At 48.6% G+C, this 19,823-nt stretch carries 19 protein-coding genes and 1 tRNA gene; 10 read left to right on the top strand and 10 right to left on the bottom strand.

What is annotated here, in order from left to right; all coding sequences use genetic code 11:
- The first annotated feature begins 31 nt into the window (after positions 1 to 31).
- The 5 genes from ACNI29_RS16305 to ACNI29_RS16325 all read left to right on the top strand — a co-directional run bounded on the left by ACNI29_RS16305 (position 32) and on the right by ACNI29_RS16325 (position 4,261).
- Complete coding sequence (locus ACNI29_RS16305) at positions 32 to 310, top strand: F0F1 ATP synthase subunit C (protein ID WP_419779429.1); 279 nt, start codon at positions 32 to 34, stop codon at positions 308 to 310.
- A 2-nt stretch (positions 311 to 312) separates the two neighbouring features.
- Positions 313 to 1,065: a F0F1 ATP synthase subunit B family protein gene (locus tag ACNI29_RS16310; RefSeq protein ID WP_419779430.1), complete on the top strand. Its 753-nt coding sequence runs from the start codon at positions 313 to 315 to the stop codon at positions 1,063 to 1,065.
- A gap of 97 nt (positions 1,066 to 1,162) precedes the next feature.
- A complete protein-coding gene (locus ACNI29_RS16315; RefSeq protein ID WP_419779431.1) occupies positions 1,163 to 2,689 on the top strand; it encodes a F0F1 ATP synthase subunit alpha in 1,527 nt (508 codons plus the stop codon).
- Positions 2,676 to 3,536, top strand: coding sequence for a F0F1 ATP synthase subunit gamma (locus ACNI29_RS16320; RefSeq protein WP_419779432.1), 861 nt, complete (start codon positions 2,676 to 2,678; stop codon positions 3,534 to 3,536). Before ACNI29_RS16315 ends, ACNI29_RS16320 begins: the two co-directional genes overlap by 14 nt.
- Before the next feature lie 11 nt (positions 3,537 to 3,547).
- Positions 3,548 to 4,261, top strand: coding sequence for a DUF2442 domain-containing protein (locus ACNI29_RS16325; RefSeq protein WP_419779433.1), 714 nt, complete (start codon positions 3,548 to 3,550; stop codon positions 4,259 to 4,261).
- 96 nt (positions 4,262 to 4,357) lie between these two features.
- On the opposite strand, the gene ACNI29_RS16330 is transcribed toward ACNI29_RS16325, so the two are convergent.
- The 5 genes from ACNI29_RS16330 to ACNI29_RS16350 form a co-directional block, all read right to left on the bottom strand.
- A complete protein-coding gene (locus ACNI29_RS16330; protein ID WP_419779434.1) occupies positions 4,358 to 5,776 on the bottom strand; it encodes a carbon starvation CstA family protein in 1,419 nt (472 codons plus the stop codon).
- A 201-nt stretch (positions 5,777 to 5,977) separates the two neighbouring features.
- Positions 5,978 to 6,544: a flavodoxin family protein gene (locus ACNI29_RS16335; protein WP_419779435.1), complete on the bottom strand. Its 567-nt coding sequence runs from the start codon at positions 6,542 to 6,544 to the stop codon at positions 5,978 to 5,980.
- 185 nt (positions 6,545 to 6,729) lie between these two features.
- Complete coding sequence (locus ACNI29_RS16340; RefSeq protein ID WP_419779436.1) at positions 6,730 to 7,086, bottom strand: hypothetical protein; 357 nt, start codon at positions 7,084 to 7,086, stop codon at positions 6,730 to 6,732.
- Entirely contained in the window at positions 7,087 to 7,515 is a 429-nt protein-coding gene (locus ACNI29_RS16345; protein WP_419779437.1) for a hypothetical protein, read from the bottom strand. It abuts the gene before it with no gap.
- A 90-nt stretch (positions 7,516 to 7,605) separates the two neighbouring features.
- Positions 7,606 to 9,342 (bottom strand): LytS/YhcK type 5TM receptor domain-containing protein, encoded by a 1,737-nt coding sequence (locus ACNI29_RS16350; protein ID WP_419779438.1) that lies wholly within the window; start codon positions 9,340 to 9,342, stop codon positions 7,606 to 7,608.
- A gap of 422 nt (positions 9,343 to 9,764) precedes the next feature.
- On the opposite strand from ACNI29_RS16350, the gene ilvB reads away from it, so the two are divergent.
- Both ilvB and ilvN read left to right on the top strand, forming a co-directional pair.
- Complete coding sequence (ilvB, locus tag ACNI29_RS16355; protein ID WP_419779439.1) at positions 9,765 to 11,426, top strand: biosynthetic-type acetolactate synthase large subunit; 1,662 nt, start codon at positions 9,765 to 9,767, stop codon at positions 11,424 to 11,426.
- A gap of 2 nt (positions 11,427 to 11,428) precedes the next feature.
- Positions 11,429 to 11,701, top strand: coding sequence for an acetolactate synthase small subunit (gene ilvN, locus ACNI29_RS16360; RefSeq protein WP_419779440.1), 273 nt, complete (start codon positions 11,429 to 11,431; stop codon positions 11,699 to 11,701).
- Positions 11,702 to 11,738: 37 nt separating this feature from the next.
- On the opposite strand, the gene ACNI29_RS16365 is transcribed toward ilvN, so the two are convergent.
- From ACNI29_RS16365 to ACNI29_RS16380, 4 genes are all read right to left on the bottom strand, one after another.
- Entirely contained in the window at positions 11,739 to 12,437 is a 699-nt protein-coding gene (locus ACNI29_RS16365) for a hypothetical protein (protein WP_419779441.1), read from the bottom strand.
- Positions 12,438 to 12,900: 463 nt separating this feature from the next.
- On the bottom strand, positions 12,901 to 13,485 hold the full coding sequence (locus tag ACNI29_RS16370) for a hypothetical protein (RefSeq protein ID WP_419779442.1): 585 nt from the start codon (positions 13,483 to 13,485) through the stop codon (positions 12,901 to 12,903).
- Between the two features lie 5 nt (positions 13,486 to 13,490).
- Positions 13,491 to 14,921 carry a DNA integrity scanning protein DisA nucleotide-binding domain protein gene (locus tag ACNI29_RS16375; protein ID WP_419779443.1) on the bottom strand — a complete coding sequence of 477 codons (1,431 nt, stop codon included), beginning with the start codon at positions 14,919 to 14,921 and terminating at the stop codon, positions 13,491 to 13,493.
- Between the two features lie 70 nt (positions 14,922 to 14,991).
- Positions 14,992 to 16,926, bottom strand: a complete 1,935-nt coding sequence (locus ACNI29_RS16380; RefSeq protein WP_419779444.1) for a YgiQ family radical SAM protein — start codon at positions 16,924 to 16,926, stop codon at positions 14,992 to 14,994.
- Between the two features lie 140 nt (positions 16,927 to 17,066).
- Between ACNI29_RS16380 and thiD the strand changes: the two genes are divergently transcribed.
- The 3 genes from thiD to ACNI29_RS16395 all read left to right on the top strand — a co-directional run bounded on the left by thiD (position 17,067) and on the right by ACNI29_RS16395 (position 19,005).
- Positions 17,067 to 18,437 (top strand): bifunctional hydroxymethylpyrimidine kinase/phosphomethylpyrimidine kinase, encoded by a 1,371-nt coding sequence (gene thiD, locus ACNI29_RS16385; RefSeq protein WP_419779445.1) that lies wholly within the window; start codon positions 17,067 to 17,069, stop codon positions 18,435 to 18,437.
- 130 nt (positions 18,438 to 18,567) lie between these two features.
- Positions 18,568 to 18,651 (top strand) — tRNA-Leu (locus ACNI29_RS16390).
- Positions 18,652 to 18,801: 150 nt separating this feature from the next.
- Positions 18,802 to 19,005 (top strand): hypothetical protein, encoded by a 204-nt coding sequence (locus ACNI29_RS16395; RefSeq protein ID WP_419779446.1) that lies wholly within the window; start codon positions 18,802 to 18,804, stop codon positions 19,003 to 19,005.
- 66 nt (positions 19,006 to 19,071) lie between these two features.
- On the opposite strand, the gene ACNI29_RS16400 is transcribed toward ACNI29_RS16395, so the two are convergent.
- Positions 19,072 to 19,455 carry a rhomboid family intramembrane serine protease gene (locus ACNI29_RS16400; protein ID WP_419779447.1) on the bottom strand — a complete coding sequence of 128 codons (384 nt, stop codon included), beginning with the start codon at positions 19,453 to 19,455 and terminating at the stop codon, positions 19,072 to 19,074.
- Positions 19,456 to 19,823 lie beyond the last annotated feature (368 nt).

A 19,823-nucleotide genomic window follows, 5' to 3' on the forward strand; every position in this document is an offset into this window, starting at 1 on the left:
TGTGCCGCCGGAGGCACATAAAGGAGGTTATATGGAAACTCTTGGTTGGATTGCATTTGCGTCGATTATTGCGGCGGGACTTTGTATGGGCATCGGGGCGATCGGGCCAGCTATCGGTGAAGGGATGGCTCTTTCAAGGGCACTCAGTTCCATTGCCCAGCAGCCTGATGAGACCAATACCATTGTGAAGTTCCTGTTCGTCGGTATGGCGATGGTTGAATCGACTGCGATTTACTGCTTTGTGCTGGCAATGATTCTGCTTTTTGCCAATCCGTTCTGGTCCTATTTCCTTGAAAAGGCCGGAGGCTGATAATGCTGCTGGATTGGTTTACGATTTTTGCCCAGATTTTGAACTTCTTTGTGCTCCTCGTCCTGCTCAGGCTGTTTTTATACAAGCCGATCATTCAGGCTATGCAGGAACGCAAGGAGCGCATTGCGCGAGAAACGAGTGAGCTTAAGCAGGTTCGTGCGGAAGCGGATCGGCTGAATGCCGAGCTGCAAACCACGCGCGAAGAGTTGGCTAACCGAGAGACAGAAGTCATGGCTAAGATTCATGCCGAGGCTGAAAAGTGGCGGCAGCAGTCTATGGAGCTGGCGCGTGGTGAGATTGAAGCCATGCGCAGGGAATGGCTGGCTGCTCTGGGACGGGAGAAGGAAGCCGTTGCACTTAATTTGCGCAAGAAGCTGATTCATGAAGTTTCCGCAACATCCGCCCGCATCGTGCATGATTTGTCCGGCAGTGATCTTGAGCAGTTGATCCTCAGTGGGTTTATGCAGCGGATTGACGCCGAAGCGCGAGATGTGGATTGCGGTAGTTCTGATATATTAATCCGTACAGGGTTTGAGCATACGGATTTACAAGAACAAAAATTAAAACAATTTCTTGAAGAATTATTCCCGGTTGAAAATGAGCGAATATTTTCCTCCGATCCTAAACTGGGCCTCGGCATTGAACTTGTTGCCGGAGACCGCAAATGGGAATGGAACCTGAACTCATATATCGCAGAACTTGAAACCAGAATTTTATCAGAAATAAACGGCCAAAACTCTCGCGCAGAGTCGTAAAGACGAAGCAGCGAAGCCTAGTAAAAGTTTTTGAAGAGTCCAGAGAAACTTTTTTAATAGGTTTATCTGGCCCTCGGAGAGCCGCCGGAGGCATCCCATGTCTTTTCTTGAAAATAATTTAGATCAGGCCCTGAATGCCCATGAAAAGGGTCGCGAAAATATGGAATACTCCCCGAAGTCCCGTGAGGTGGGCAGGGTTAGTTCCGTTGCTCGAGGTGTAGCTCAGGTGCAGGGACTAGCCTCTGTGCGCTCGGAAGAGCTGATCACCTTGGGAAACGGAGTTACGGGTATTGCTCTGGACCTTTTGCCGGACTCCATCGGGGTAGCTCTTTTAGGCGCGAATACAGGAGTGAATGCCGGGGATGAAGCGGTTTCGTCAGGCACAGTGCTTAGTGTCCCTGTGGGCGAATCCCTGATTGGGCGCATTGTTGATCCGTTGGGTAATCCCTTGGACGGCGGTCCTGCTCCGGAGACTTTCGAGACTCGCGTGATGGAATCCGAAGCTCCGCCGATATTGATGCGTTCCCCGGTTGATACTCCCATGTCCAGTGGCATCAAGGTTATTGATACGCTGATTCCTATCGGGCGCGGACAGCGTGAGTTGATTCTTGGTGACCGCCAGACAGGGAAGACCGCTATTGCGCTGGATATCATCCTTAACCAGAAGAAAGGTGACGTGATCTGCGTCTATTGTGCTATAGGTCAGCGAAGCTCATCCGTGGCGCGGGCGATTGATACCCTGCGCAACCATGGAGCCATGGATTATAGCTTCGTGGTTGTGGTTGAGGGTGATGCGCCTTCGGGCATGCAGTACATCGCGCCTTATGCGGCGACGAGTATGGCTGAGTATTTTATGGAACAAGGCAAGGATGTGCTTATTATCTATGATGACCTGACCCGACATGCACAGGCCTATCGCCAGTTAAGCCTGCTGATGCGCAGACCTCCGGGACGTGAAGCATTTCCGGGCGACATTTTTTATATCCACTCTAGGCTTCTGGAACGTTCCACACGCCTCAAGCCGGAACATGGCGGTGGTACGCTTACCGCGCTCCCTATTGTCGAAACCGAAGCACAGAACATTTCGGCTTACATTCCTACCAACCTTATTTCTATAACTGACGGACAGATTTACCTTTCTCCGGTGCTGTTCCAGAAGGGCATGCTACCGGCCATTGATGTGGGTAAGTCCGTTTCCCGTGTGGGAGGACGCGCACAGCCCAAGGCTTATCGCAAAGTCTCCGGTGATCTGCGTTTGACTTATTCCCAGTTTCAGGAGCTGGAAGCATTTGCAAGGTTCGGTACAAGATTGGATCAGGATACCCGGAACCGCATTGAGCACGGGCTGCGTGTTCGCGAGTTACTTAAGCAGGATCGTTTTTCTCCGCTGACTGCGGCGCAGCAGGTGGTCATTCTGCGGACGGTTTCCCTCGGCCTGCTTGATGATATCGAGCTGGATCGAATCGGAGAAGTGCAGGAGTATCTGCTAAGTCGTACTGAAGAGAGTTTTGAGCCGATGAACAGGCTGGCACAGGCTGAGCCTAAAGATGCCATTTGGGACGAGCTGGAAAAAGCTGTGACTCACCATGTCCAGATGTGGAGGTCGGCTAATGCAGCAGCTTGAGGCGGTACGCAAAAAGATTGCGACCACGGGCGATCTGCTTTCGGTGGTCAAGACCATGAAGGGCCTTGCTGCGGTCAATATCCGCCATTTTGAGAATGCCGCCAAAGGAGTCGGCGAGTATGCTGAGGTCATCGAGCAAGGCTGGACTGTGTTCTTCCGCAATGCCGGGATTCTGCCGAGAGGCTCAAGGCAGGGGGTAGCGGTTGTGCTGGCGATCGGTTCAGATCAGGGCATGTGCGGGCAGTTTAATGAGCTGGCCCGGGCAGAAACTGTCAAGACTATAGATGAACTCACGGAAACTGGGCAAAAGGTTGTCTGCTGGACCTGCGGAGAGCGGGTGCGCGGAGCACTTGAAGATTCCGGGGTTGAGGTTGTATTGAATTTTCGTGTGCCGGGCAGTCTGCGCGGGGTGGATACAATTGTAGATGATATTGAGCAGAATCTCGAAGAGTGGCGGGATAAGCGCGGGATGAATCATTTCACTATTGTGAACAACATGCACATAAGCGCCGGTAAGAGGGTCACGGCCCGTCATATTCTACCGCTCCACAAGCGTAGCGGGTCTCTTGAGTGGGAGGGAAGATCCCTGCCCATGACCAACGTTCCAAACCAAGAATTATTCTCAACACTTTTCAGGGAATATCTATATATCTCCGTATACGGCGGAATTGTTCAATCTTTGGCCGCCGAAAACAGTTCCCGCCTTGCTGCCATGCAGGTAGCCGAAAAAAATATCATCGAGCATGTCGAGGTCCTCGAATCCCAGTACCGTACCACCCGGCAGGGGGCCATCACCGGCGAGTTGCTGGATATTGTCGCCGGAGTGGAGGCTGTTGTTGGGGGGTAGGGGGGATGGTTATGAGCGAAAAGATTTTTAGAGTAGTTTCTGTTGAAAAAGGGAAAGAACCATATACCTTGTTTGTGACTTGGGAAGATGGACAGCATGGCCTTGTAGATGTGAGCAGCTATGTCGCGAACTATAAATCTTTCGAATGTTTGCGTGGTGATGGTTGGGATAAGTATAATCCGCAAGTCGGAGAGTATGGTGGGACTGTTGATTGGGTGCCAGATGAAGTCGATATTACATCTGACACCCTTCGTGTTTTGTGGAGTGAGCAAATGAAACAAAGGTCAGTCATACTTGAGCACGATCTAGCATATTTACGGCAAACAAAAAAAGAACAAATTGTACAAAGAAGGCATATGCATCAAGCGTTAGTCCAATCCGGTGCAAATGCTGTGAAGGCGATTCTTGTGATCTCAGGCGGATCTTTTGTGGCTATGCTAGCTTATATTGGCCAATTGAAGGCACGTAATCTTTCTTTGGAGTATAGTTTAGTTATTGCTATGATTTTGCTAGGATGTAGCGGTGTTTTAGCATTGCTTAATTCTGGAGTTACTCATCTTATATATATGTGTCATGCCAAAAATATCTATAAGGGTGGGGGAGGAGACACGAAAGAATTTAAGCAAGGTAAATTTTTAGAGAACGTCGCTATTTTTTTATGGGTATTATCGTTTGTATCTTTAGTTATCGGAGGAATATACTGTTTGTCGGGTATACTCTCTTGAATGATTAAAATACCAACCCAACAAAAACTCCCCCGCCTGCATCAGCAAGCGGGGGAGTTTAAGTGTGGTATGTGATCCGTCTATAGGAAGATGGTTTTAGCTGTTTTCAACAACAGCTTTGGGCTTGGCGTATTTGATCATGAAGGTTCCGAATGCTGCGGCTGCGGCTGCGATACCGATCATGATGGAGATGTTCATGTCCAGTCCGAAACCGATCTTGGCCTGACTGATGAATGTGGCGACAACTGCAGTCATGAAGGTTGCGGGGATGGATGCGATCCAGTGCAGTTTTGCGCGTTGGGCAAGGTATACTGCGGAAGTCCAGAGAACCAGCATGGACAGGCACTGGTTGGAGAATCCGAAGTATCTCCAGATAGCGGAGAAGTTCTGGGTGGAGATGATGTAGCCCAGTGCGAACAGGGGAACTGCGATCATGAGACGCTTGATTGCGGGGCCCTGATCCATTTTGAATGTTTCCGCTACGATCAGACGGGTGGAGCGGAAAGCGGTGTCACCACTGGTGATGGGCAGGATTACTACTGCGATGATAGCGAAGATGCCGCCGATGGGGCCAAGCAGGGAGTTGGCAACTTCGGATACTACTGCGGAGGGGGAACCGGCAGCGATAACCGCGTTGAGTGCTTCGGGGGATTCGTAGAAGGAAAGACCGAGGGTACACCAGATCAGGCCGATGATACCTTCGATGATCATTGCGCCGTAGAATACGGGGCGGCCTTCTTTTTCATTTTTCACGCAACGTGCCATGAGCGGGGACTGGGTAGCGTGGAAACCGCTGATTGCGCCGCAGGACAGGGTGATGAAAAGCAGGGGCCAGATGGGCTTGTCACCGGGGTGGAAGTTAACTGCGAAATCGAGGTTGGGCAGCATGGTGTGACCGCTGAACATGAGAGCAACTGCGAGGGATACGGTCATGATCAGCAGCAGTGCGCCGAATAGGGGATAGAGTTTACCGATCAGTTTATCGATGGGCAGGATGGTAGCGAGGAAGTAGTAGCCGAAGATGCAGGCTACGAGTATTCCGGTTTCTACGCCGGTCAGTCCGGTGAGTAGCTTTGCAGGTGCGAGTACGAATACAACACCAACCAGCATAAGCAGAACAAATGCGAAGACGCGCATTACCTGACGTGCGGTCATGCCGAGGTATTCACCAACCAGTTCGGGTACGGATGCGCCGTTGTTGCGGATGGACAGCATACCGCTGAAATAGTCATGAACTGCTCCGGCGAAGATACAGCCGATAACGATCCAGATAAGTGCTACGGGACCGTAGAGTGCTCCGAGGATGGGGCCGAAGATAGGGCCGATTCCGGCGATATCCAGAACCTGAATGAACATGAGTTTCCACATGGGCATGGGCATGTAGTCTACATCATCGCGCATTGTGTATGCGGGGGTGGTGCGGCTTGCATCAGGTGCGAACACGTTGTCCACGAATTTACCGTAAAGAAGATAACCGACAATAAGTGATGCCACGCAGGCAAAGAAAAATAGCATAAAAAGTTCCTCCGTCCTTTTGCTGAAAAATATTGTTGCGTTACTTCTGGCATAACGGAGAGGGTGAATTCTATGCTTTGTGTCTGAAATGCCGTTTTCGGTGTTTGAAATGACTTTTGCGGTGCGGGCGGAGCAAAATAAAGCCTGACGTGACCATAAATCACGTCAGGCTTATTTCTATTGAAAGGGGTGCGGTAGTTTTTATTTAACCAGTTCGCGGGCGAATTCTACTGCTTTCTGCTTTGCTTCATCCCCGAGGTTGTCGGGGTTCTTACAGCCACCCATGAACAGGGTTGCTGTGTGATTGGTCAGGTGCGGTTTCTTCATTCTGGAGAAAGCGGTGAAAGTTTCCGCTGCATTGTTCTCGTAAGGACCTCCGCCGGTGACCAGGAAACCGTGACGTTGGTCTTTGATCAGGGATGCGTGGGTGGGCATGTGGTAGTCAACGTACAGGCTGTAGGTTCTGTCGATGACAGTTTTGAGCTGTGCGGACGGACCCCAGAAGTAGAGCGGGGAGGCAAATACAACAGCATCGGAAGCTATCATCTGTTCCAGAATTGCCGGGATGTCGTCTTTGATTACACAACCGATTTCTTCGGGTTTTTCCTTACATTTGGCACAGGCGAGACAGCCTTTAAGCTCTTTGTCGTTGAGGTAGACGGTTTCTACTTCGTGACCCATTTCTTTAAGCTCGGCTTCAACCCATTCGATCATTTTAGCGGTATGGCCATTTTTTCTGGCACTGCCCTGAAGGCAAAGAACTTTCATTTTCAGCTCCTGATTTGTTGGCCCGTGCGGCGAGAGTGTATATGAATCTTAGGCACGGCACAGGCTTGATTGTTTGGGATAATGTGATGCCAGCGTGAATTACCGGCGGAAATTTTGTCGGGCAAAGTTAAGTAAGATTGCTCTGAAGTGCAACGGGCAAAAGCAGGAAATTTTGCTGAATATTTTTACGGCTTCAGTTCAGCAACGACTTCAGTCACGGCGCGGTTAAAAAGTTTCATGACTTGCCCCTCGGTCTGGGGGCGGCCTTTTTTGAAAATGAAGATGGGAACGGCTTTGTTCTTTTTTTCTGAATAGAAATAGAAAAGGCGTAATCCTTTGCGCGGTGAGATGCGCAGGATTCTGATGGAGACCCGTATTTTACGCAGGGCTATCTTGTTGCGGCCCCGGTAGACTACGCCGCGTGAGGGTCTGCGGAGGATTTTCTTTTTGGCGCGTTTGATGTCCCGCTTGGCCTGTGGATATTTTTTGAGCAGGCTTTTTTCGTAACGCAGGTAGGCATCTGTTTCCTGAAGGACGACCATTTAAAGGACCTCCTCCAGTTCTGAAAGCGAGTCTTGAATTTTTTGATCCGAGGCTATGGAAAGGTCGAGGACCAGATCATTCCAATCCATCAAAGGCCCAGTCAGCCTACGGCCTGCCCATCGTGCAAACGGTGAGGTCTGGGTGGTGAGTCTGAGGTGCGATTCGGTGAGCTGATCCTTAATCTTTACGGCTTTCTGGAGCACATGTGCGCAGTCGGCATTAGCAGTGATATGACATGTTGCTTCGTGCCAGTCCTTGGAAAAATTGCGGATCACAATTCGGCTCAGGCTTTTTATTATACACAGGGTTTTGATAGTGCTGGCCAGCTTTATACCCGTAGTGGACTTTGCATGTACGGTTTCATGCAGAGTATTAATCCGCGCAGCAAAGGAATTGAATATACGGGTATTACAGGAACATTTGCTCATAGTCGTGGCCCTTAAATAATGGATTTATAGGCCAGAATTTAGAGCAGTTGATGAATTTTTTCAAGTCAATCTTCTATTTTATCTCAAACTCTAACCTGTGCTTTTTGCAAATTCTCGCATTTGTACAGCGGTGCGCAGCTTGGGTACGCGGAATTTGATCTCGGTTCCTGTTCCTTCTTTGGATTTTATTTTCATCTTATATTGCGGGCCGTATATCTGTTCCAATCTTTGGATGCAGTTGCGGACCCCGATTCCTTTTTCACGGGAGTCAATTTTTCTCTTGGCGTAAATGGCTTCTATCTGTTTTTGGGCCATGCCGATGCCGTCGTCTTTGATGGAGATATTCATTTCTTCATTTTTGCAATGAATATCTATGGTAATGGTTCCGCCTTCCTCGCGTCCCATGAGGCCGTGCTTGACACTGTTCTCGACCAGAGGCTGGATAATAAGCGGCGGGATGGGCCATTCAAGGCATGAATCCTCAACACTGAGATCAACCTTGATTCGGTCACCGAAACGGGCCTGTTCAATTGCAAGGTAGCTGTTCAATTGCGCCAGTTCTTCATGCAGGGGGACGTAACCCCGGCTGCTGTCGAGATTCTTGCGCATGTATTTGGACAGCTCCAGCAGCAGTTCACGGGCGCGGTTCGGGTTTGTGCGGCAGAAAGATGTTACCGTGTTCAGGGAATTGAACAGAAAATGCGGGTTGATCTGGGCCTGTAAGCGGCGGATTTCCGCATGGCTCAGCATTTGTTCTTTGATCTGAATTTCTTCCAGCTCAAGCTGCGTGGAGCAGAGATTTGCAAGTCCTTTGGCCATTTCAAAGGAAAGCTGATCAAGCTGATTCCTGCGGGTTCCATATAACTTCAATGTGCCGACTACCTGCCCGTTTTTATGCAGGGGGACAACTGCCGCCGAGGTGAACGGGCATCCTTTGTGGGTACAGCCGATGACCTTTCCTGATTCAAGAAAAAGCGGTTCGCCTTCAGCCAGAACTTTGAGTGTTGATTCTGTGCGTATTTTTTTACCCGGCAGATGGTGATCTGCCCCGGCTCCCACATGGGCCAGCACGTTAACGTTGTCGGTGATGGCAACAGCAGCTGCGGAGAGGTGGGCGTGGATGATTTTGGCTGTTTCCTGTGCTGATTCAAGAGTTAATCCAGAGCGTAGATGGCTTACAGTGAGGTTGGCGATATCAAGGATATGTTGGGCTTTGACTGAATCCTGCTTGGTTCCGTGGCGAAAAACAATGTTGATTACCTGCGCAAAAAGAGCAGCACCGAAAGTGTTCAGCACAATCATGGGCATGGCAATCAGTTTAACTAGCTGCAGGGCCTCTTCATATGGATGCGACAGGTAGAGGACCATGATCATATGGATGATCTCGCCTACAAACGCCAGTCCTGCTGCAGCCCGCCAATCCATGCGATTGGTTAGGTAAAGGGAAACTATTCCGGCGGCCAGCCCTTCAAGCATGGTTGCCATGCCGCAGGGGACAGCACTGAAGCCGCCGAAGTCGATAAGGATACGGTGACCCCCGGCTATAAGTCCCGCACCTAGCCCGACCAGCGGTCCGCCGAAGAGCCCTCCGGTAATGACCGCCATTGCACGCAGGTTGGCGACAGACTGGAATACGAAGTTCCCGCCGTAGGTTCCCAGGATACCGCAGATGCCGAAGATTAAAATCTGCATGGCGGTGTCTGCTTTGGGGGAACTCTGCCGGAAACCGATTTTATGTATCGGGGTGATAGTCAAAAGCAGGAAAGCTCCTGCGACGATAAGGCCGAAGCGTTCAGCAAGGGTGATAATTAATGTTTCGGGATTCATTTTATATACTTATTTAATTTTATACTGAAGTTGATGTAAGCAAGTCAGAACCGAACTTAGATCATACCATTTTGGACTGCAAGCAGCAGTATGCAGTGTCTCCTTGCTGCATAAATTAAAAAAAGGGCTTGCGTTGTGAAAAGGATTCGGATTATAGCTCTTTGAACGTTTTAAATTTTTACGGATTTTTTTTAGAGAAGAACTGAAATGCTACTATCTACCCTTGACCATATGAATGCAGTCGTTGCAACCGTCACCAACGTGGTGATGGTCGTGGTTTCTGTCGTGGTCGTGCGAGGCTTAAGTGAGCCGGAGGGAAGGTTGTAAGCAACAGTTTACATTCATAACGAGTAGTTGTAACCCCCGCCGGCTAAGCCGACGGGGGTTTTTTATTTTCATCAGGAAATTATGAGGGTGCGAAAATGAAGATCAGTGGTGCTAGATTGTTGATTAAGCTCTTGGAACAACAGGGAATTGAAATTATATGCGGTATTCCCGGCGGTTCCAACCTGCCCATATATGACGCCTTGCGTGACAGCTCCATCAGGCACATCCTCGCCCGGCATGAGCAGGGTGCGGGGTTTATGGCGCAGGGAATGGCCAGGACAACCGGGAAGGCTGCGGTATGTATGGGTACTTCCGGTCCCGGTGTAACAAATCTGCTGACAGCCATCGCCGACGCAAGGCTTGATTCCATCCCTGTTGTCGCCATTACCGGGCAGGTTACCAGTACTCTTATCGGCACTGATGCTTTTCAGGAAGTAGACACCTATGGTTTGACTATTCCCATCACCAAACACAATTTTCTGGTTCAGTCCGCAGAAGATCTGCTGGAAGTTATCCCCGAAGCTTTCAGGCTGGCGGAGTCCGGCAGACCCGGTCCGGTTGTTGTTGATATTCCGAAGGATGTTCAGAAGGAGATAATAGAAATTTCTGAAATTGCGACTCCTGAAATTGAATTTGATTCTTTCGAGTGCGATGCAGAGCAGATCGAACAGGCAATTGCCATGATCAATAAATCCAGCAGGCCGATAATTTATGCCGGTGGCGGTGTTGTTGCGGCTAACGCTTCTGAAGATCTGGTTAAATTTGCACGCAGGAATTCAATTCCGGTTGTAACAACTCTCATGGGCCTTGGAGTTTTTCCACATGGTGATCCCAACTACCTCGGTATGCTTGGGATGCACGGCTCCCGTTCCACTAACATGATTATGGAAGAAGCCGACCTGATTATCGCTCTTGGTGTTCGTTTTGATGACCGGGCGGTTGGTAAGGCCTGTGAATTCTGCAAGCATGCCGACATCCTGCATATCGATATTGACCGCTCAGAAATCGGCAAAATCAAATCCTCCAACCTCTCAATCGTTGGCGATGTTGGTCATGTTCTCGGCGAATTGGTTGAGAAAGTTGACACTTCCATTCGCATCGGATGGAGCGCACGTCTTGCTTCCATCCGTATGATGTATCCCGATCAGCGTCCGGATGAGCAGGATACCTTCCATCCCCTGAATCTGATCCGGGTAATGGGTGAGACATTGCCCGATGATGCCATCATTACCACTGACGTTGGTCAGCATCAGATGTGGGTAGCGCAAGGTTATCCCTTCCGCAAACCCCGGACCCTGCTTACTTCCGGCGGGCTGGGAACAATGGGCTTCGGTTTGCCCAACGCTATCGGCGCGGCTCTGGCCAAGCCGAATAAGAAGGTTGTTTGCGTAAGTGGCGACGGGTCTTTCCTGATGAATATTCAGGAACTGGCAACTCTGGCTGAGCAGCGACTGAATGTTAAGGTTCTGATCATGAACAACAACCGTCTGGGCCTTGTTCGCCAGCAGCAGGAGTTGTTTTTTGAAGAACGTTATTTTGCTTCGAGTTTTGAGAGTAATCCTGATTTTGCATCAATTGCCAAAGGTTTTGGTATTCCGTCCTTTGACCTCGGAGAGCAGGAAAATCCAGAGCTGTTCCTGCGCAAGGTTCTGGGGCAGGACGGTCCGTGTGTAATAAACATTCCTATTAACTTTGAAAACAAGGTTCTTCCCATGGTTCCGCCGGAGTGCGCTAACCGGGAAATGATTGGAGGTTAGCCATGTGTAAACATAATTTTGTCATTGATTTGCTGGTACGTAACCATGCCGGAGTAATGAGCCAGATTACCGGCCTTTTCTCCCGCCGTAATTTTAACCTCGAAGGGATTGTTTGCGGTCCGGTGGGTGATGGTAGCGAAAGCCGTATGATTCTTACTGTCGCGGATGACAGCAAGCTTGAGCAGATAGTTCTGCAGCTTGAAAAACTTTATGATGTTCTTGAGGTGAAGCAGGTCGGGAACAGCCCGTTTACCGAAGTATTCGGACAGCTTTAAAGAAAAACGGACCGGGTTATATGATCCGGTCCGTTTTTTATTCGATGGTCAATAAGCTTTTATCGTTTAGAACCTTCCAGTTCCGAGTGGCGTTGCAATGGTATCCGCCTTGAGTGAGCATTTTCTTGATCATGCCTTGTTCCCGCATAATCTTGATTCCTTTTTGCAGGGCCTGAAAAATCTTTTCCCCATCCGGATGTACTTTTGAGACAATGTAATGCCTGCTTTCGCGGAGGCTGATTTTAATTCCTTTGACTGGAACAAGGGTTATTCCAGCCCGGGTTACGCTTAAGTCTTTGGAGTTATGAAATCCTAACGGAACCCAGTCAGCCCTTCCTGCTTTAAGCATACGGAAAAGTGATTCCATTGTCGGGCCTTTGGCTATTTCTTTAATTCCCATGCTTTGCAAGGCTTCGTTGTCGTTATTCCAATGGATGCCGATCAAAGGAATACCTGCTTTTTTTAAATCTTCAATGGTGTGCGCGTTTAAAACATCGTAATTACCGGGCAAACAAAAAATACCTTTTTCATAATCTCCGTCCTCAAGGACCGGATCGCTGATATAAATTTTATCGTTGAATTTTGCCAGATCAATTGCACTCTCATTAAACAAGTGTGTGCTGATTGCTGCATAGCCTTTAACCAGCTCGTCTTCTTCGCGTCTGGCGTTGGGGGTCTCCATGAATGTCAGCTGTGGATTTATTCCGCCCAGAACTAGTGCATTTTTCAGTATCATTAAGCTGGTCACACAACGAGTCGTTATCTCTGGGGGGATTTTGTTGTTTACGAAGGGAACTTCTTTGGCAGAATCTGGAAGGTTGGTGTATTTCTTTATGGCATTATTTGTACAGACAACAGCGACAACCATTTTTCCGTCCGCTACAGCGGGGTGTACACCTTGGGTTGTTAGCAGGAATATTGCTAAGAGAGAAAATTGTATATAGCGGAGAAACATTTGTAAAACTTTATATTTTAAGTGTTTTGTGTTGCGAATGTTGGCTTGTTTACTTTGAGAATAACTTGACTAGGCATGGTTTTGCATCAAAGTGAAGGGGTAATCAAGTTAAAAATAGATGAAAGAAACATCAAAATTTTACTCTCAAACAATAACCAGCTTAGCTACCCCCAAACAATAACCCGCTAAGTCTCATTTTTATGTATGCATATTGTGACATAATAAGTCCGTTTGTCCACTTAAATTATTTAGTCAGGACTTGAACATTATCCATGGCCCAGAATTCAGTCTTGCGACCAGTAAGAAATCCTTTGAAATTTATAGAAATAGAACCGTTCTCAATTTTACCGGCCGGAATTGAGATGCTGATAGGTTTGATCCAGTAAGCACGATCTTTCGGTCCGACTCGCACTAGGCCGTTGTTATTCACCGGACGGGAGTCGTCATTGTCGATTAATTGGCAGGGAAAGTTCGTCATGTTCAGCAGTTCTGGACCGTCGACAATTGAAATTACAAATTTATCGGCCAGCTTGCCTTCATTGTCCCAGCTGCCGACGAAAATCATATCGAATTTCAGTCTAAGGTCGGAAGTGGATGTAAGTCCGGTCAGGGTGAGTACTGTTTGTGACGGGTAGCGTTTGTTGCGGTCATTGAAGAGACCCAGCGTGCGGTTTTTACCGACGATGAAAGTTTTACGCGCCGACCAATCTTTGGACGCTTTCTTTTTGTCGAAGGAGTAGCTTTTTATGATGCGGTAACCAGCTGAAGCCGGGGTTACGTAAAATAAAGCGCAAGCGCAGAGGACAAAAAGAATTAATAATTTTTTCATGAAATTTATTCCTTACTCCAGTCATTAAATGATGGTGGGGTGCTGACACAGGCAAACAGTTGTTTCCATTCACAGTTAGCGGTTAGTTCAACACCACGCTGGATAATTGAAACTGGTTTGTCCGCCGAGACTACGATTACAATAAGATTGTCATATTTGGCGGTGAAGCGCAGGGCAGAGTTGAAACGAGCGCCTCTGGCCCGATTTTCCCCGGACACAGCCTTACCGTCCAGCAGGCATGCAAATCCATGTAGTTTTAAGTCCTTACAGATGTGAACTGCACCATCAAGCTTGGTTAGTGAACGGGCCAGTCCGCGTATCTCCGGTTGGCGTAGGTCCAGAGGTTCTTCAAGGGTTTGGCCTGCTATTTCGACAGGCTCCTCATTAAAGTCCAGTACCAGTGTGCAGCCGTGGCTGCGGTGGTTGGCTGTGGAGATCATTTGGATGACCAGCTGGAAAAGGCTGTGTCTTGTATCGGCACTCAGGTCCAGCTCGAGGAGATATTCTTCAAGGTGAACGAGGTTGGGTTTGTAGTTTGTGGAGGAAAATTTTGCGTCCGCAAAACTGCAAATAGGTTCGCTGCCGAGGTAAACCAATCCCCAGTCTCCTTTGAATACGGCAGAAATGGAGTTGTTGGTCGGCGGCATTGCAGCGATGCCGACAACGCGCTTGCCATCGGAAACGAGTTTGCGGCTGGAGCTTTCCACAGATTGGAGCAGCTTCCTGACGTGTTTGTGGTTTTTGAGGGACGGGCGTTCTGTCTCAGGGAATTTAGCCATGTACTTGATGGAATCAAGTTCTGAGGGCTCGATAAAAATGAGTTCGCCTCGCGCCCATGCGCCTTCTTCCCGCGTTTTGGAAATGCCGAGCACGGCGTCGAGAATGGGGTAGACCCGCAACTGGGTATCCCAGCCCATTATGCGGTTGCGCTGGTCAACTACATAGTCGCGCACGGCGTGGGTGGAGTATTCACGCAGCAAATGCCCGGAACTGTCAATGCGCAGGATATTCTGGGTTGCAAAATCCTGAGAAAGCAGCAGAGCCGCGTATTCCATCCAGCTTTCAGTTGGCCCGATGGAGCACATGTCCGGGTGTTGCTCGGTGAACCAGCATTGATAAAAGATGCTGCTGGAACGTGCACTACAGGTGATCAATCCTGCAAGAGCCAGATCCTTGGTTCGGATTACTTCAATAAGTCGGGTGTTGTCGTCATGGTTGTCACCCTTTCGCCAATCCTGAGAATCAATGAAATATTCCTGCAGTTTGGGTTGATGCTCGCGCAAAAGATCCTGCGGATCATAAATGCGCAGCGGATCATCCGGGGTTACCGCATATATTAAGGCTGTCCTGCTGTTGGAAGAAAAATGCGATAGACCGTCACGCAATCCGTCCATGATGTGAAAGATGCACAAGTTGGCAAAGGATTCTGAGCTCATTAAGTAATCCGCTGTTGAAGTTCAGGGTCATACACATGTTATATGAATTGCCCTATGTTTCCAACAGTAATTACTTCATTTTTTTCTTCTTTGTGAAGCTTTTTCCTTTATCTTTACGGTTAAAATTTTTGCCTTTGCCGGGTCTTTTGGTACCGCTATTATCGTTATCGTTTTGTTTGCCTTTTTTAGGCTTTCTTCCTGTTTTATCCTGCGTTTCCGGTTTTTTGCGGTTATCACTGGACGGCTTCTTCTTGCCTTCCTTAATGGAACGGGGGTCGCGGCCCGGATCAGGAATCAGGATGCGGTGCTGTTTCAAACGCTGGGCATCGGTTTTGGCGACGTAAATTTTGTTCCCTTCAGGATCGGTTTCGCAATAGAACATTGCGGTAGCTATTGTACCCGGAGTGGGGATGAAGCATTGCACCTGACGCGGTTTCCAGCCTCTTGCAGCCAGCCATGAACCGAGTTGGCGCATATCCTGATCCGTACAGCCGGGGAATGCACTCATCAGGTAGGGGATAACGTATTGTTCTTTGCCCGCTTTTTTGGATTCCGCAGAAAACATCTCCAGAAAACTTTCGAATATGGGCAGGTCCGGCTTGCGCATATGCTTAAGTACGGACGGCACAATATGTTCCGGGGCGACTTTTAACTGTCCGCCGACGAATTCCTTGAAAATATCTTTGAGGCTGTGTTTGTTTTGCTGCCCAAGGTCGTAGCGGACACCGCTGGCAACACGCACATGCTTGATGCCGTCCATTTTTTGGGCATCGCGGTAAAGTTTAAGGTTGGCCTGCTGGTCGTATTTGAAATTGGGGCAGACTTTGGGCACGAGACAGCTCTTGCGTTTGCACTTGCCGCGTTCCAGTGTACAGTGTGCATTCCACATATTCGCACTGGGACCGCCGATGTCGGAAACGGAGCCTTTGAAATCAGGGTGATCCTGCATCCTTTTCAATTCATTAAGAATAGACTTTTTGCTGCGCGAGCGGATATGTCTTCCCTGATGCATGGCGATTGAGCAGAAAGAGCAGCCGCCACCGCATCCACGGTGGGATGTGATACTGAACTCAATCATCGCTGCTGCCGGAATCTTCCCTTTGTCTTTGTAGATAGGGTGCGGCAGACGTGCAAAGGGCAGGCTGTAGAGCCAGTCCAGCTCTTCAGTGGAAAGATATTCAGAAGGCGGAGTAATTACCACATGCCGTTTATCTACCGGTTGAATGGCCCACGCATCTCCAAAATGAACCTGCTTTTCAAGGGCAAGGGTTGCTTTCATCAAATCTTGCGGGGTATCGAGAAGATCTTGATGGGAGGGGAGTTCGATTAATTCCGCTTCGTGGTCGACGTCTTCAGGGCTTCCCATGAATGCCGTGCCAGCAATACCCTTCAAGTCCTTGGCAGACGGCTCTCCGGATTCTGAGAGGCGGATAGCTGCTTGGAGCATGGCTCTTTCGCCCATGCCGTAGACCAGCAGGTCTGCCTTGCTATCCATGAGAATGGTTTTACGGATTTTGTCGGTCCAGAAATCATAGTGCGAAATCCGGCGCAGTGATGCCTCGATTCCTCCGATGATGACCGGAAGTCCTTTGAAAGCTTTTTTGATCAGGTTGGTATAAATCAGACAGGCCCGGTTGGGACGAGCACCGGCACGGCCTCCGGGTGTGTAAGCATCATCGCTTCTTTTTTTGCGGAATGAAGTGTAGTGGGCAACCATGGAATCCAGCGCACCGGCTGAAACCCCGGCATAAAGTCGCGGGCGGCCCAGTTCTTCTATTGCTTTGGGATTATTCCAGTCCGGCTGGCAGATGAGTGCGACTTTGAATCCATGTGCAGAGAGAACCCGGCCCAATAGCGGCATGCCGAAGCTGGGGTGATCTATGTAACTATCCCCGGAAACGAGAATGATGTCCGGTCTGTCCCACCCAAGTTTGTCCATTTCCTTTTTGGTCATGGGTAAAAACTTCGGCTGGTTCCTTTTTTTTGCGATAATGCTGATTGTCATGGGGCATACATATAGCTGAACCCCGTGACTGGCAAGAAGGTAAATGTGTTTAATTCTGATGGACAGCTAGTGTTGACCGGGAACGCAGCGATGGGTAAAATCCTTTTTCAAATTATAAAACAATTGCCTAAGGAGGCATAATGAAACCGCTTCCATGCGTTTTGACAATAGCAGGGTCTGATTCCGGCGGAGGGGCCGGGATTCAGGCTGATCTTAAAGCCATTTCCATGGCTGGGTGTTACGGGGCCAGCGCAATTACGGCGCTTACAGCCCAGAACACTACCGGGGTTACCGGGATTGAGGCTGTTTCCCCAGACTTTGTTGCCCTTCAGATTGAAACGGTTTGCAAAGATATCAAGGTGCGGGCAGCAAAGACCGGTATGCTTTTTTCTGCGCCCATTATTCGCTCAGTTGGCGAGGCATTAAAGGGTAAAGATATCCCGCTGGTGATTGATCCTGTCTGCGTAGCGACAAGTGGTGCAAAGCTTCTTAAAGATGATGCTGTTGAAGCCATGAAGGAAATATTTCCTCTGGCTGATTTGCTGACTCCCAATGTTCCTGAGGCGGAACTCTTTACTGGTTTGGAAATCAAGAGCCGGGAAGATATTTTTGAAGCTATTGAAATTCTCCTTGAAATGGGACCGAAGGCTGTGTTGGTCAAGGGTGGGCATTTTGATTCTGTAGCCGCGACCGACTGGCTTGGAATTAAAGGACAGCAGCCGATTCCGCTTATGCAGCAGCGGGTAAATACCAAGAACAGCCATGGTACAGGCTGCACTCTTTCTGCTACCATCGCATCCGGCTTGGCGAAGGGATATGATATGGTTGCTGCTGTTCGCAAGGCTCAGGAATATTTGAATCTTGCACTGAGAGCCGGGTTTGACCTTGGCGAAGGAAGCGGGCCGCCTAACCATCTCGCTCCCATGCTGATTGAAAGCATGAAGCAGGGCATTCTTACTGATCTTCATGAGTTCGGATTACGTTTGGAGCGTATGTCAGGTCTTGATAAGTTGATTCCCGAAGTTCGTATGAATGTGGCGGTTGCTTTACCGCATGCCGCTGATATTAAAGATGTGGCGGCCTTTAGTGGGCGGATTACCTGCACTCGTAAAGGTGAGGTTCTGGTCTGCGGACATCCTGAATTCGGGGCTTCTTTCAATATAGCCAAGGTGCTGCTGTGTGCAAGAAAGGCTAACCCGGAAATAGACTGCGCAGCCAGATTACGGCTTAGTGATCAGATTCTTGATGCTGTAGCTGAGTGCGGATTTGTTGAAGCATGGTTCGATCGTGCTGATGAGCCTGGTGAAGTTCCCGGAACTGAGGAAAATACGCTTGAGTGGGGAACCTGCAATGCTATGTCAGAACATCCCGAACCTGAAATGGTTGACGTGATTTGCGAATCCGGCACTAATGGGATAGAACCTTGCATTCGTTTGCTGGCAAGGGATTTTGACGATCTCGAAGAAAAGCTGGTTAAGCTGCTTGAGGCGATGGTCTCTGATCGGAAATAACCGTTTCTACAGAATTTTAAACGATTTTTGTTGACAAGCTGTTACACTGCTTATATTAACGCAACGGCTGCACGGGATAGCGAACTTTTAAGAAGGATGTTATCCATTAATTAGCCCATAAAATTTGGTTGCGAGAGTGGCGGAATTGGTAGACGCACTGGATTTAGGATCCAGCGGTTAATCCGTGAGAGTTCGAGTCTCTCCTTTCGCACCAACCGTAATATAAACACCCCCTTACAACAGCATCCGCATAGCTGTTCTAAGGGGGTGTTTTTTTGGTTTTCCGCCTTTATTCCGCCTTGACTCCCACCTCCACTAATGTATCCATATGCCCATGAATCAATTACGGGAATACGGAGATAAGGTGCAGTTCATATTAGATGAGTTGAAGGCTGGGCGGATGGGTATGGCGCAGGGGGCGGTGCAGTTGCAGGCTGTGGCGACTCTGGCGGAGCAGGACGCTGAGAATACTGACCATGCAGTTTATAAGGAACGGCTGATGCTGTTTGCGGACAGGCTTTATAAAGTTATTGAGAAGATGATTCCGGAACGGACGGTCAGGCAGTAAGCAGCAAGTGGCATGTAGCACAATTTCTAAGCCCCCTCCTTGAATGTTCAAGGCAGGGGGCTTTTCCTATTTTTTGGTCTGGTTGGACTGCATTATGACCGTTGAGTTGGTTGCGGTCCCGTTCTGGGAGGGCGGTTGTACCTTTCCTATATGGAGTGAAAGGGAGATGCCGAGGATGATCAGGCCGGGCAGGGCGTAGAGAATCTTTCTTCCCTTTCTGGCGTGGGCGACGATTATTCCTATGCAGGTGAAAATTACACCGATCTGGCCCAGAATATCCACTAACATGAATGGCTTACCTTTCGGCAGGGTAACAATATAAACAATGATTGAAATGATTGAATATAGCAGAAAGAAGACACCGAATCCGCTTTGGCCTTTCTTTCTCGCATAGATTGAAATCCCGATTATGGTCAGCAGGGTGATGCCTGCTAGTATTAATGGCAGCACGAGTTACCTCGTTAATTTTAGGGTTTAAGATGATTAATTTTCTTGGAACTATTGCTGACTGTCAAGATGATTTGGCTAAAACTGGCTCCTATTTTGGGACAGTTATTTTATTTTGTCTTCATGTAATTCTGTGTTTTGGTTCAGTCTGAATTTAAAAAAAAGGAAACACTTTATTGGAATGTCTCTCGGTGTAAATACTTTCCTGGAAATGAAAATAATGAACTTTTTGAATAAAAAACTGAATAATTTAATCTAATATTAGAAAGTAACCGTACAATATACGCTGAAAAAAAATATCTTGTACACAATCGTCATGATGGTTAAATAGTGACCCCTTTTTACGTTTTAGGTTGTTTTTGTTTTCTTTA

Source organism: Maridesulfovibrio spiralis (SeqCode) (assembly GCF_048571135.1).
Taxonomy (GTDB): Bacteria; Desulfobacterota; Desulfovibrionia; order Desulfovibrionales; family Desulfovibrionaceae; genus Maridesulfovibrio; species Maridesulfovibrio spiralis.

Coding starts and splice junctions, on each gene's coding strand:
- ACNI29_RS16350 (WP_419779438.1), bottom strand. CDS start 9,342: ATGAATCCCGAAACATTAATTATCACCCTTGCTGAACGCTTCGGCCTT.
- ACNI29_RS16370 (WP_419779442.1), bottom strand. CDS start 13,485: ATGAAAAAATTATTAATTCTTTTTGTCCTCTGCGCTTGCGCTTTATTT.
- ilvB (WP_419779439.1), top strand. CDS start 9,765: ATGAAGATCAGTGGTGCTAGATTGTTGATTAAGCTCTTGGAACAACAG.
- ilvN (WP_419779440.1), top strand. CDS start 11,429: ATGTGTAAACATAATTTTGTCATTGATTTGCTGGTACGTAACCATGCC.
- ACNI29_RS16335 (WP_419779435.1), bottom strand. CDS start 6,544: ATGAAAGTTCTTTGCCTTCAGGGCAGTGCCAGAAAAAATGGCCATACC.
- ACNI29_RS16345 (WP_419779437.1), bottom strand. CDS start 7,515: ATGAGCAAATGTTCCTGTAATACCCGTATATTCAATTCCTTTGCTGCG.
- ACNI29_RS16340 (WP_419779436.1), bottom strand. CDS start 7,086: ATGGTCGTCCTTCAGGAAACAGATGCCTACCTGCGTTACGAAAAAAGC.
- ACNI29_RS16325 (WP_419779433.1), top strand. CDS start 3,548: ATGAGCGAAAAGATTTTTAGAGTAGTTTCTGTTGAAAAAGGGAAAGAA.
- thiD (WP_419779445.1), top strand. CDS start 17,067: ATGAAACCGCTTCCATGCGTTTTGACAATAGCAGGGTCTGATTCCGGC.
- ACNI29_RS16365 (WP_419779441.1), bottom strand. CDS start 12,437: ATGATACTGAAAAATGCACTAGTTCTGGGCGGAATAAATCCACAGCTG.
- ACNI29_RS16375 (WP_419779443.1), bottom strand. CDS start 14,921: ATGAGCTCAGAATCCTTTGCCAACTTGTGCATCTTTCACATCATGGAC.
- ACNI29_RS16315 (WP_419779431.1), top strand. CDS start 1,163: ATGTCTTTTCTTGAAAATAATTTAGATCAGGCCCTGAATGCCCATGAA.
- ACNI29_RS16320 (WP_419779432.1), top strand. CDS start 2,676: ATGCAGCAGCTTGAGGCGGTACGCAAAAAGATTGCGACCACGGGCGAT.
- ACNI29_RS16330 (WP_419779434.1), bottom strand. CDS start 5,776: ATGCTATTTTTCTTTGCCTGCGTGGCATCACTTATTGTCGGTTATCTT.
- ACNI29_RS16310 (WP_419779430.1), top strand. CDS start 313: ATGCTGCTGGATTGGTTTACGATTTTTGCCCAGATTTTGAACTTCTTT.
- ACNI29_RS16305 (WP_419779429.1), top strand. CDS start 32: ATGGAAACTCTTGGTTGGATTGCATTTGCGTCGATTATTGCGGCGGGA.
- ACNI29_RS16380 (WP_419779444.1), bottom strand. CDS start 16,926: ATGACAATCAGCATTATCGCAAAAAAAAGGAACCAGCCGAAGTTTTTA.